The following is a 12,587-nucleotide window of genomic DNA, read 5'->3' on the forward strand; positions in this document are numbered from 1 at the left end:
TATTATTTAGCTTTTACAACCTTAAAATTAATTAGTTTACTATCATTAAAATACATGTTTAAATATGGAGAAGACCACTTGTAGTCTTCCCCCTTTAAGGTTAATGTTCCAAAATTTTTCGTCTTACTTAAAGCCCAACTTTCAGTATTATCCAAAGAATTTTGGTAATGTAAAGTTAAATCACCATTTTTTTCTTCAGCTGAAAGATTAAAATACTGGTATAATTGAAAACCTTTAGCTAAGTAGGTTACAGATTTCGAGGAAATATTTAACTCTATTTCTTTGCTATTTCTCCAATCATCATCATCACCATTTAATGTTAGAGTATATTTCCCAAACCACTTAGAATTTAATTCTTTTTCAGTTTTTAATGCAAAAGCTGGATTTAAAACTTTTTGATAACTATGAAATATAGCAGTGAGTCTTTTTGAAGCTTCAACGGAAGTTGCTAAATCTTCTTTTTTTTCATTCGAAATTATTGGATTAGAATTAATGGAAATTGGCTCTTCATACCGATACGTTATGCAAGACGCTTTCTTGAGAAATTTATTAAAAACAAATTCATAACTAGATTTGCCCATTTCACCGTACATATTGCTTTGTATAACGGAATCATTACTATTAGCAGCTAATAAAAGTTTGACATCTTCACCTTGAGTTGAGTTAATAAATAAAGTAGTGTCCTTCACTAGTAGTAAGCCGTCATCATTTTGTTTATTGTCAACTTCAACTTTTTTGTCGACAGACAATTTCCCTGTGTTTTGTTTACATTGAAAAATAATAAACAATGACGTTATCAAAATCGGTATGTTAAAGTTTTTCATTAAAGTGAAATTTTTGTGTGATCATTTCCGTTTTTTTCATATTCTTTTCTTAATTCTGAAAGAGACTTTCCAAAAGTCATTTCAAAATGAGGTTTATCAATAATGCTTTTCCAATCACCTCCCCAAGAGAATCCCCATTTTTTTCCAATAGGAGCTATTTTTGGCAAAACTTTTTCCTGCTCTTTCCAATCAATCGTTCCATTTTTTATTTCGGCTACATCAATTGCAACTCCGAAATTATGATTACTCTGCCCACCTTTAGCTCTCGTTACTACAGCGCCTTTTTTGGTTCTTCCTTGTGCATACAGTGCATTCTGTTCTGCATAAGTTCTTAATCCTTGTATAACTCTCAATTTGATACCCATCTCACTTTCAACCTCATTAATAAAATTCTTAACAGCACATCTTATTTTTGGATGTAGCTTGGATATCTTGCTGTTAGTATTAGAATCCCAAGTATCTAAACAATCTCCTGATTTTGGTATTTTACTTATAGGACTAACTGATTGTTCACATAAAAATTCTTTTTCTTTAACATCCAACCCTTTTGTATATATTTCTTGTGCTACCAGAGCTATCTCCCATACATATGTTTTTCCATTGGGATCCACAGCTTTTTTATATTTAATCTTTTTTCCCTTTTTATTAAGTTTAGTGGCATACTCCCATTCTCCTTTCTCCTTAAAAAATAAAGGATTGCTGCGGTAAGCATTACCATCTAAAACTATGTATTCTCTTTCAGCTCCATGACCAGAAGCCGATGGATACAAAACTCCAAGATACAGATCTGTTAAAGTTTTATACTTTGTTTTATTTTTTTCTAGAAATTTCTGAACATATTTCATTTGCTCAATAAAATTCATCTTAACTAACGCATTTTGAGTGACGCCTAAATCTTTAGAGGCATCCTTGCCAAATTGAATCAGACCAACATAACCAACTCCATTATCAATGGAAGGGCTGAACGTTTCGGCTGTTTCTAAAGCTATGACAGTCATTAACCAATTAGGATCGACACCAAGATTTTTTGAAACCTCTATCACTTTTAACCTCTCCTTACAACCAATTTTATCACCCCAAACCAAACTATTTTTTTCACAAACACAAGATTCAGAACTGGGCTTTTCTTTTTGTGCAATTGCGGGCGCTTTCCCATTATTTTGTTTTTTCGGTTCGGTATTTAAGGCGACATTAATTACAGAAGACTCAGCAGAAACCTTTTCAAAGATAACCTCTGCAAAAATCTCCTGATAATTTCCTGTGGAGTATTCGCCACTGTCTGGATTCTTGGCATCATTACCAATTTCGCCGATTTTCCTAAACTCATCAACTAAACGGATAGAAACTGACTGTCTGACATTCACTACATTTTTATCATTCTTAAAAGTGTGAACTTTATTATAAAGCAAATCATTTTTGCCCGCATAGTCATGCTCCCAAAGTTTAAGGGTATAATTTAAACCACCAACATTTTTAGCCTCAATTAATAGCTGAATAATATCTCCAAATTGCGGACGGGTTGTAATTTTTTTCAGATCTTTATCGTAGAGTTCGATTTTAGTCACATATCCTTTTGGATCTGCTTGATTGTTTGGAGATGAAGGATTAGTGGAAGTTTTAGGACTATTTTGTTTAGGCTTTGGTGAGGGCAGCGTATACTCTGGATTATTAACATTTGTATTTCGTGAAGCTCTTAATTTTCCATTATACTCGGCGGTTACGTAATATTCATGTTTTTTCTTTTCATCTTCCCTTTTATTTGCTAAATTTATATACGTATTAAAAAGCGTAAAATTCCAGCGTGCATAACCTTTACTATCAACTTTCATCTCTGGTGATTTGGTTATGTATTGATTTTTTGTATTGTGTCCGTCTTTATCTTCATCGTCCTCCCAAAGTGTAAAAACAACTTTTAACCCTTCCAAACCTTGACATTTAGCAACAGCTTTCAAACGATCCATGTAATTGAGAGCTTTGGTAATTTTAGAACCGTCATAATAAGTCAAGCTTACCCCTAGAATATCCTTTTCTACAGCTTTAACTTTTTCATTTTTCTGAGGCTGGACAAAAATTGCCATAGGTTCTTTGCCTTCAGCTGCATGGAGATAGCCTTCTACTTTATAAGAAAACTTGTGTGCATTGGGTCCGAAAGTGAAATGATTTACTCCGCGCTTTTTAATTCCCGTGCTTCTATATCCATTATCTCCTTTTACATACAGTTCCCAAGTTACCAATTCTTCTTTTCTCTGAGCCAACGGCGTGTTTGCATACCAATCTACAACATTGTAGAAAGTTTTTACACCGGTAAGTGGATTCTTATCCCCCTTTATTCTATAAACTCCTCCTTTTGCCATCATTTAAAATTTATATTTACCATGCATGTCGATCGTCAGTTTCTTCAATTTCTTCCTTAAACTTATCATAATCCATCGCGGGATTTAGAATTTCTTGTTCCGTGGAACTAGCGTTGGTAGCATTACTTTTCCCCGCCTCACTCTGCTGCCCGTGTTTCATAATGGTAATTTTTCCACCCACCGCACACATTAATTCAGATATTTCCGTGAGACAACTGTGTCCCATTACTTTTACTTTGTCATAAGGTTTCTGCCACTTTCCGACCGGTGCGTAACTGCAAGGTAAATATCCTCCAGAACTAGGTTTTAATTTACATTGTCCGAAAGGCATTGCAGGTGGATCAAGAGTGAGATCATCTTCAGTTACAGCCAGATAATCCGCTTGTCCCTCGGCATCATTCCAATAATGTTTTTTATGACTCGTAACTTTAAATTTTGGAAATTTGAAACCTTGATCGCATTGGCACATTCCTTTTTGGATGACAAAATATTTTCCGTCGTGCTCGCTAGATTTACTTTCGCTTTCCGCCGCCTTTTCCTCCTCCTTTTTCTCTTCTTCTTTTTCAGAAGCTTTCTCATCTTCGAGATTTTGCGCAGCATTTAGTTCTTCTGAATCTAAATCTGATCCTAGATCTTCACCTCCATCAATTCCATACATGAAATCTTCATTTTCATCTTCACCATCTGATAAGCCGCTGGAAGACTGATCAAATTCGCCTTCAAAATCTGCAGAAAATTCGCTATTTTCCGTGTTTTTTGACGGCATTTTTAAATCTGGTAATTTTCCACTTTTATCTAATTCATCCATCTGTTTAGATTTTTGATAATTTTATTTTCTGCTTTCTGTAAATCTCACCTTCGTGCAACAGTGCAATGCCTGCTTCTGCGGAAAGTAATTGTTTCGTATTTTTCTCTGTCGTATATTTTAATTCTACAACTCCAACTAAAGGCTCATCTGGCTCTTCCTCAAATTTTCTTCCTTTAAGCAATTCCTGCAGACTGATGTTATCTTCAATTTCTCCTTTAATACCTGTTTGAATTTGCTCTTCATCCAAATGGATAAATTCTGCCTTAAAAACACAATTTAGAGGGAAGGAATTTTTAACCAAATAGAATTCATCCTTCCATACATCATACTTGTGAAACCAAGTCATTCTCGGAAATAAAACCTGATAGAGCAATGTCGAACTAAGCTGTTTTTCAAAATATTCTTTATTCGATAAACCTTCTGCAAACTTATCCATGTATTTTTTTGAAACCTCACCGATATAAAAGTCTTCTAAGTCTTTTCTTTTTTCCTCAAAAGTTTTAAGAAGATTTTCAAAGTGAGAAATGCCGGAAACTTTTCCTTCACTTGAAATGTAGAATTGGATTGGTGCGATACTTTGCGCGCAGGCAATAGATAGTTCGCTCATCTTATCATCTGGCTTTTCTCCATTCTTTTGAAAATTATAACAGTGAACAGATGCAGCGAAACTCTTTACCTGATTTTCTTCGATTTTGGTAAGTTGAATATCGAGCGTGTAATTAATCTCCAGTTTATTTTCGAAATCACTTTCATAAGATTCTACAACTTCATAGGTTTCTGCATAAAATTCTGGAGATAAAATCTTAGCAGGAACGGAATCTGTATTTTCTTTTTTAATCTGAACCGCACTTTTATGATTTTTTGGAAGAATTATCTTTTCAATACCAATTAAACTATTAAAATACATCATCCCATGCTGCTCACAATTTGCATTGTGAAAATCCCGCACCTCATCTCCTGTCATGCCAATTCCACTACCTATTTTAGATAGGGTGTCGCTGGCTTTTACCTCATAAATTTCCAATAGATCATTCATATTATTAATTAATGTCAATGAATATATTTCGCTAGTAGTAAATTTAAGTAAAAAACAATACCGATTAAGATATATTGAAAATAATATGAAATTTGTAGTAATTCTACTACAAAAACAAGATACTGTGGATAATAATTAGTAATACTTACATTTAAAAATATGGCATACAACCAAAAAAAAATGCAATAATACTTTATTACATTTAAAAATTTTCACGAATTCAAGCTATTTAATCAATAGACATCGGACTCAAAAATATTTCGGTAGAAAAATTAAAAGCTTCATTGGTCGACTCTAATTTTGCATTGATCACAATTTTTACTTTCTTCTTGACTTCAGTAAAACCTTTTGTTTCGTAGTTGTGTTCTACAAATTTGATGTTTGCCTGAACCCGTGCATTGAGTAAGCGAGGTTCATAATCATCAATCTGTCTTTGCAAACTTTTCACAAATATATTTTCCCACATGGCTGACGTGATTCCATTATCGAATTCTAAATTCCAGACATCATTGCCATAATGCTCATCATATCTATTCTCTCCTTTTTTAGTAATGATCAAAAGCATGATGTTTTGCGCAATACTTTCGCCCACGCCACAAGTGTCGATATGACCACCATTCATCATCATCGATAAAGGATTCAGGGGCAATCTATAATTCTCATTATCCATATTAATCTATTACTTTTTAAGGGATTCCGTTAGAATTTTATATTTGTTAATGGTGAAAATATCCATCAAATTTCGTGGTAAAACTAAAATGGTTTCGCCCTTCTGAATAAGGTTTTTCTCCATTTCCGGATTCCATTTTAAAAATTGAATTCTTTCAACTTTTAAATATTTTAAAATGACATCTAAACGGTAAGCTCCATTAATCGTCGTCTCAAGTAAATCAATTTTAGCGCGATTCTTCAGCGTGTTTTCTTTAAACTTTTTAACATCAACCGTTGGTTTACTAGTCGTTTCTTTTACTTTAAAAGACGTTTTGTAATAATCCTGCAAAACAGCGTTCAATTCTCCGGTTGCATAACAGGCGTTTAAATATTTTTGAACATGATTTTGCGTTTCTACTGGCAAGAACGAATTAAAGTCGGTGTAATTTTTTGAGCCCGCTCTCTGCATCGCTTTATTTACATTTCCTTCCCCACAATTGTAGGCTGCCACTACTGTAACCCAATTCTTATATTTATTGTACAGGTTGATGAGCGAGTTGGTAACCGCTTTTGTACTTTTATACATATCTGCGCGGTTGCTTTCGGTTAGCCCATAATCATTTGCGTGTCCGATCATAAATTGCCAAATCCCTGAGGCACCTGCGGCAGAAATCTGACTTTTATCTAGATTAGATTCTATAATTGCCAGATTTCGCATATGTTTCGGAATGCCTCTTTGGGTAAAACTATATTCTATAAAACGGACCAACTGCTTATTATTATTGATCACATTTTGATATCGCCGAACGCTTTTCTCCGAAGTGTCAGTCGCCGTCAAACGTTGTGCAACGAAATTTTGAGAAAAAATTATAGCAAAAAAGAAAATACAATATTTAACAAAAAGTTGTTTCAAAATAGTTCTAATAAAAATTTTAAGTTAGTTGACGCTCCAAATTAACTCATTTATTTCGGCGTCCCAGTCCACCTTGATATTCTCTCCTGCTTTTACTTCTTCGCGCACAATCCGCTTAGATATAGGTCTCGCAATTTGAGAACGGATCACACCCGTGATTTGTCTTGCGCCATATTTACTACTAAAACCATTTAAAGCCAATTCTTTAACCGCAGCATCGCTAATTTCGAAAGTCATTCCCAATCGCTGCAGTGCATTTCTTAAAGGTTTAAGCTGAATTTTAAAAATGTTTTCCGCCATTGCTTCGGTGATTGGGGAGAACGGAATAATCTCCGTAATTCTGGCTAAAAACTCTGGACGAAACCGACCTGAATCGGTCATAATTTTCAACAACGATTTGATCCCTGGGATTTCGTTCTTCTCAAAATGTTCTACAATTTCTTCACTGCCAATATTTGAAGTAAAAAGAATTAAGGAGTTACTGAAATCCCCTTCTTTTCCTAATTTATCATGTATTTTTCCTTCATCCATTATTTGAAGAAAAACATCGAAAATAGAACTGTGGGCTTTTTCAATTTCATCAAATAAAACCACCGCATAAGGTTGTTGACGAATTTTATTGACCAACATTCCACCTTCTTCATAACCAACATATCCGGGAGGCGCGCCATATAATAAAGCAGCAGAATGTTCTTCTTTAAATTCTGACATGTCAAATCTGATCATTGATTTTTCATCATTGAAAAGCAATTCTGCCATCGATTTTGCCAGTTCTGTTTTCCCCGTTCCAGTTGGTCCAAGTAAGAAAAAGGAACCAATTGGCTGGCCAGGTTTATTAAGACCACTTCTGTTTTCTATAATAGCGTCGGCCAAAGTTTTAAGTGCATGATCTTGTCCAACTACTCTTTTCTTGAGCAGATCTACCATGTTCATGAGTTTCTCTTTTTCACCAGACTGAATTTTACCAATAGGAATCCCAGTTTTGGAAGCCATGACGGCGGCAAGTTCGAGTGTTCCTACTTTTTCCCGCTTTACGGCGGCGTGTTTTAAAAGTTCCTCGAACGTTTCATTGATAATCTTTTTAATTTGAGTAACATCCATTGAGTTATCTAAAACGTGCTGTTCTGATAAGGAACCCCAAAGAATTGGACTCAATTTATTTTGAAGCAATTGGAAATTCCAAAGTAATTCATCAACTAATAAAGGATCATCTTCTGGTATTTCTTTGATGATTTCCTCATAATTCTCTTTCCATTTTTCGAGTTCGCCCTCCGACAGTTCATCCAACATTTTAATGGAAGCCATGGTTCTATCTAATAAATCAATCGCGGAATCTGGCAGTTTTTTTCCTTTAGAATATCTTTTTGCCAATTTTACGCAATCACCCAAACTGTTTTCATCGACATCGACGTTGTGATGTTCCTTATAGCCATCCAATATTTTTTTAATCATTTTCACACACGCCGCTTCATCAGGTTCTTCAACCAATAAAACTTCAAATCTTCGATCAAAAGCGCGTTCAGGTTCAATAATTTTTCGGTATTCTTCCTGCGTCGTTGCCCCAATCACCGTGATTTCTCCTCTTGCAAGTTCAGGTTTTAAAAGATTTGCGACATTTCCCGCACTTCCTTTCGGATCTAAAAGCGCATGAATCTCATCAATAAAAAGGACCGCTTTGTTTATCTTCTTACATTCGGTAATCACCTTTTTAAGCCTGTCTTCGATTTCGCCTTTATAAGAAGTGCCTGCTAATAAAGAACCCGTATTTAATTCTAATAAAGTAGCTTCTTTTAATAATTCTGGGACATTCCCATTAATTATTTCTGAGGCAAAACCTTCTAATAAAGCTGTTTTTCCCACACCTGGCTCTCCAACAATTATTACATTTGGTTTTGTTTTTCTGGAAATAATTTCTACCAACATTCGTAATTCTTTATCACGTCCAACGATGGTTTCAAATTTTCCATCTCTTGCCATTTGCGTCATGTCTGTGCAATAGCTAGAAATAGCCGGAAAAGAAGATTTTTGATCCTGAAATCCTGAAAGAAGATTATTCTCCTGTGACGCTACTTTTTGAGTTTCGCCCTGAAAATAATTTAGAATTTCATGTTCGCGTAGAGGCAGAGATTTTAATTCCTGCGAGGTGTAGGCGATATTTGATTTGGTAATCGCGGCTAAAATGCAAATCGCTGAAATATCATCAAGGCCCAATTTTACTCTGATATCATCAGCTTCTGATAAAATGGTATCGATTTTTTCATCCGGAGTTGGTTCTGTAGGAAGGTTGCCCGTTTTAGCATATTCTTCGATTCGCACTTCCGCCCATTCATAGATATAAGTAGGATCTTTATCAATACTTGTTAGAAATTCCCGCAACCCTGCGTCTTTATGCATCAAAGCCTGCAGAAGATGTGAAGCAGCGTAAGTAGAATTATAGTTTTCCCGTGCAATGGATTGTGCAATATGGATGACCTCCTTTACGGTTTCATTAGTTATTATAACACTCATATTATTAAGCTTTTGAAGATGATATTTATTAAAAACATGAAAATTTTAAAAAAAATAAGACAAGATCACATGAAATTGTCCCATTTTTTATAAGTAGTTTGCTCAACTATTTTATTCCTGCTGGTATTCAGATTCCCACTCATTACCGTCATCACCTTTGTGACCATCTAGTTTTATAACAAAACTTTTGGTAGGAAAATACGGGGTCATTCTGATATCTAACCAAACTCTGTCTTTATTCACTTTATCTTGTTCAAAACGAACAATTTTAAATTTCTCGATTAATTTATCAGCTCCTTTAATACCGTCTAGAAACGTAACAATCTGTTTTCTAAGATCATCTTCATTTTTTGGTGTCCAGTTTTCAAAAGCTCTTCTGTTTAAGAAGTCCAAAAGTACTTTCGTTACATAATCAAAAACGCGAACTACGGAATAAGTCTGAAGACCAATGTTATCTCCAGTAAATAATGTTTTAGCAGAGAATGCCATGATTTTCCCGTACTCGTTCACCATAGGAACTAGGCCCATTTTCTCTAGTTGGGAAATTTCGCTTTTCTTTAAATCAAATTTTACAGCATCTACTTCATTAATGTTACCATGCTTTTTACCGGCCGCAACTTGTGACATCAAAGTTCTATGAATTTTACCTGCCAATGAAGTTGACGGTGGTAAATCTACATTATCTTCCTCACCAACTTCTTCGGCTCTTCCTCGTCCGACCAACCAGTTGGTCGTCATAATTACATTACTTCTGTGTAGTTCTCCACCGGTAAGATTTGCGGAATGGAACATATCGACAACATCATCGGGTTTATCTAAATTTGCGAAATCTGTGACCATCATCACTTTGTTTTCATTACAAATTTTCGCCCATTTTTCTACCACTTTATTGGAGCCTAAATAGCCTGGTAAAGCAAGGATTGAATAGCTGTCCCGAAGATCTAATCGATCATAATTTTGCTTAAATTCGTCTGCGATTGCTTCTACAAAAAGTGGATTATCCAAATCCGTCAGCTGATCCATGGAAGCATTTACGATACTTACATTGTCTACTTTATCAAGTTCTGTATTCTTGTAAAATTGCGCGACCGTTCTATAATTGGTTTCCATCTCGCGAACACTGTCTAAAGTATTTTTGAGATTACTCTTTAAATTCTTTTCAGCAGATAACGCTTTATCTTTGCAAGATTCGGCCATGTTTTCCGCAGTATCACCACTTTCGAGCAGAGAAATCCAGAGATTTAATTTTTGAAGTAAATCTTTTCTTTCAGTGTCCTTATTATTGTCGTTTAGAAAGATTTCTTTCCGTGCTTTCCGAGACGGATTCATATTGGCAACGCCATCTACAACCGTTTCTATAAAATTAAAACCACCAACTTTATTTAATTCATCTAATGAACTTTGCTTTTGCTGTTGATGACCTTGTTGCTGACTTTGTTCTTTTTGACTTTCTTGTTGTTTACTCTTTTCCATCTGTACTTAGTTATCGTTTTTCAATTCTCCGGCCACGTCTTTTAAAACTTCTACGAGCGCATTTCTGGTAGCATCGTCGGTCAAAATCTTTTTCAAAATTTTGTTGCTTTTTAACTGTCTCAATATTTTATTGTACTGCTCTTGCTCAACGCTTAATTTTTTAAGGTATTCTGAATTTTGAGTTAAGCTTTTTGGTGTAAAATCACCAACGGTATTAAATCTAAACTCTTCGTCAACAAAAGTTCCGTCTTCAGTTTCATGCTGAACACCGACGGAAGGTTTAAAATGTCTGAAGACATCTTCTACTGTTTTCAAGCCTTTCACAATTTCCGGAGCAAAGGGTTCTTCTTCCGTAAGTTTACTTACGATTAAAGATCTATTTTCCTGTATATGTGTTATTGCTTCGTTAGCGTCGACTTTTACTTCGCTGCCACCAACACCATAATCAAACATTGCCATAATCTTACTATTTTTTGAATGTTATTACTTAAAGTTTAAAGATAATTATTTTTTCTTAATAATAGCAGATTTTGAAATAAAATAATAAATATCAAAATTGAGGGTAACATTGCGAAAATTTTGAAGCTAATTTCTTGAAATGCAATATTTAGTTTTTTCAATACCTGTTTTATAAATCAGGGTCTACATCGGGGATTGTCTAAAGTGTTTTAGGAATAAATAGTCGCTTAGATTTCACATAGAGAAATTATTTTTAAAATAATGAGTTTTTAAAGTGGTTTATTTTCTTACGTGTAAAGTTGCATCCTCTACACCTCAATTACTCCTTATATATAGTACAAAAAAACAGGAACTAAAATTCCTGTTTTTTGATTTATCGAGATAGCTAAAATGATGCGACTAATTACGTCAACTTAAAATTCAATGCAGTTGAAATAATTGCTGCAAAAAACCTCATTAAAGTGATGTATTTAAAGAATTCACGAATTCCGCAAGATGTTTATTAAACTCATCTGGTTGTTCCAGATTAGAAACGTGTCCCGCATTATCGATGACTTTCAAAATTGAACCTCTGATACGTTCGTGCATCAATTCAGACTGGGCAAGTGGCGTTACTTCATCTTGTCTGCCGCAAATGATCAATGTCGGTACCCGGATCTTTTCTAAAGTTGAACAAGTTTCGGAGCGCTCTGCCAAAGCCATCAGACCTGCACTAATTATTTCGTTGGAGTTGGCAAAAACGATATTTCTTAAACTGTCGACCAATTCTGTTTTGTAGACTAAAGAATCAGGATGAAAAACACTGGTCACAAATTTCTCCTTAAACGCATCTGCGCCTTCCTGGTTAATTTGCTCAATTGTTTCGTTTCGTTTTTCTCGTACTTCAGCACTGTCGGCAATGCATTGTGTATCGCACAAAACTAAGGCTGTAAAGCGCTCAGGGAATCTTTGGATGACATTAAGTGCAATATAACCGCCCATCGATAATCCGCAAATTATTGCTTTTTCAATATTTAATTTATCCAGGAACGCAATTAAATCATCGCCAAATAAGTCCATGCTTAATGGTGATTTTTCATCGGTTGACTTGCCAAAGCCACGAAGGTCAATCGCTATAACTCGGTTCGAATCTTTTAAGCGGTCTATTTGTCCCTTCCACATTGACTTATCAAAGGGAAATCCGTGGAGAAATACGATGGGAACGTCGCCTTTGCCGACATCTTTATAGGATATAGTCGTGTTGTTGACTTCTGTCATAAGGTTTTGATACAAATTTTCTTGTTCCATAATTACAATTTCTGTTAGAGGTATATTTAAAGAATTTTCTGAGGCTGATTTTGCAGGATCATTTTTATGCTCTTCAACCAAAGCTACGAGTGATTCGTAAAACGATGCTAATGTTTTAAGATGTTTTGGCGGATTTTCTTCATAAGGAATCGTCACCGGCATTTCGTCAAGGAACTTCAGCAACTCTGGCTTTTTTTCTCTGATATTTTTCCTGAGGTTTAAGATCAACTCGTTCAATTCCAGTTCTGTTTTCATCCTTTTTATTTAAAATGTT

At 34.9% G+C, this 12,587-nt stretch carries 10 protein-coding genes; all 10 read right to left on the reverse strand.

From position 1 onward, the window contains the following. Positions 1-2 precede the first annotated feature (2 nt). Positions 3-824 carry a hypothetical protein gene (locus BMX49_RS12265; protein WP_126337140.1) on the reverse strand — a complete coding sequence of 274 codons (822 nt, stop codon included), beginning with the start codon at positions 822-824 and terminating at the stop codon, positions 3-5. Beyond that, on the reverse strand, positions 824-3,178 hold the full coding sequence (locus BMX49_RS12270; protein ID WP_051803740.1) for a M15 family metallopeptidase: 2,355 nt from the start codon (positions 3,176-3,178) through the stop codon (positions 824-826). Before BMX49_RS12270 ends, BMX49_RS12265 begins: the two co-directional genes overlap by 1 nt. 16 nt (positions 3,179-3,194) lie before the next feature. Then, the gene (locus tag BMX49_RS12275) at positions 3,195-3,986 is read right to left on the reverse strand and encodes a DUF4280 domain-containing protein (protein ID WP_246005129.1); all 792 of its coding nucleotides are present in this window, start codon (positions 3,984-3,986) and stop codon (positions 3,195-3,197) included. A gap of 4 nt (positions 3,987-3,990) precedes the next feature. Then, entirely contained in the window at positions 3,991-5,022 is a 1,032-nt protein-coding gene (locus BMX49_RS12280; RefSeq protein ID WP_034719684.1) for a hypothetical protein, read from the reverse strand. 229 nt (positions 5,023-5,251) lie between these two features. Next, entirely contained in the window at positions 5,252-5,692 is a 441-nt protein-coding gene (locus tag BMX49_RS12285) for a GPW/gp25 family protein (protein WP_034719682.1), read from the reverse strand. 9 nt (positions 5,693-5,701) lie between these two features. After that, entirely contained in the window at positions 5,702-6,586 is an 885-nt protein-coding gene (locus BMX49_RS12290; protein WP_051803739.1) for a lytic transglycosylase domain-containing protein, read from the reverse strand. 24 nt (positions 6,587-6,610) lie between these two features. Continuing rightward, positions 6,611-9,094 (reverse strand): ATP-dependent Clp protease ATP-binding subunit, encoded by a 2,484-nt coding sequence (locus BMX49_RS12295; protein ID WP_034719680.1) that lies wholly within the window; start codon positions 9,092-9,094, stop codon positions 6,611-6,613. A 111-nt stretch (positions 9,095-9,205) separates the two neighbouring features. After that, on the reverse strand, positions 9,206-10,567 hold the full coding sequence (locus BMX49_RS12300) for a DUF5458 family protein (protein WP_034719677.1): 1,362 nt from the start codon (positions 10,565-10,567) through the stop codon (positions 9,206-9,208). A gap of 6 nt (positions 10,568-10,573) precedes the next feature. Further along, entirely contained in the window at positions 10,574-11,026 is a 453-nt protein-coding gene (locus tag BMX49_RS12305; protein ID WP_034719675.1) for a type VI secretion system contractile sheath small subunit, read from the reverse strand. A 456-nt stretch (positions 11,027-11,482) separates the two neighbouring features. Beyond that, positions 11,483-12,568, reverse strand: a complete 1,086-nt coding sequence (locus tag BMX49_RS12310; RefSeq protein WP_198412581.1) for an alpha/beta fold hydrolase — start codon at positions 12,566-12,568, stop codon at positions 11,483-11,485. Between the last annotated feature and the right edge of the window lie 19 nt (positions 12,569-12,587).

Source organism: Kaistella antarctica, assembly GCF_900109615.1.
Lineage (GTDB): Bacteria > Bacteroidota > Bacteroidia > Flavobacteriales > Weeksellaceae > Kaistella > Kaistella antarctica.

Coding starts and splice junctions, on each gene's coding strand:
- BMX49_RS12265 (WP_126337140.1), bottom strand. CDS start 824: ATGAAAAACTTTAACATACCGATTTTGATAACGTCATTGTTTATTATT.
- BMX49_RS12270 (WP_051803740.1), bottom strand. CDS start 3,178: ATGGCAAAAGGAGGAGTTTATAGAATAAAGGGGGATAAGAATCCACTT.
- BMX49_RS12275 (WP_246005129.1), bottom strand. CDS start 3,986: ATGGATGAATTAGATAAAAGTGGAAAATTACCAGATTTAAAAATGCCG.
- BMX49_RS12280 (WP_034719684.1), bottom strand. CDS start 5,022: ATGAATGATCTATTGGAAATTTATGAGGTAAAAGCCAGCGACACCCTA.
- BMX49_RS12285 (WP_034719682.1), bottom strand. CDS start 5,692: ATGGATAATGAGAATTATAGATTGCCCCTGAATCCTTTATCGATGATG.
- BMX49_RS12295 (WP_034719680.1), bottom strand. CDS start 9,094: ATGAGTGTTATAATAACTAATGAAACCGTAAAGGAGGTCATCCATATT.
- BMX49_RS12300 (WP_034719677.1), bottom strand. CDS start 10,567: ATGGAAAAGAGTAAACAACAAGAAAGTCAAAAAGAACAAAGTCAGCAA.
- BMX49_RS12305 (WP_034719675.1), bottom strand. CDS start 11,026: ATGGCAATGTTTGATTATGGTGTTGGTGGCAGCGAAGTAAAAGTCGAC.
- BMX49_RS12310 (WP_198412581.1), bottom strand. CDS start 12,568: ATGAAAACAGAACTGGAATTGAACGAGTTGATCTTAAACCTCAGGAAA.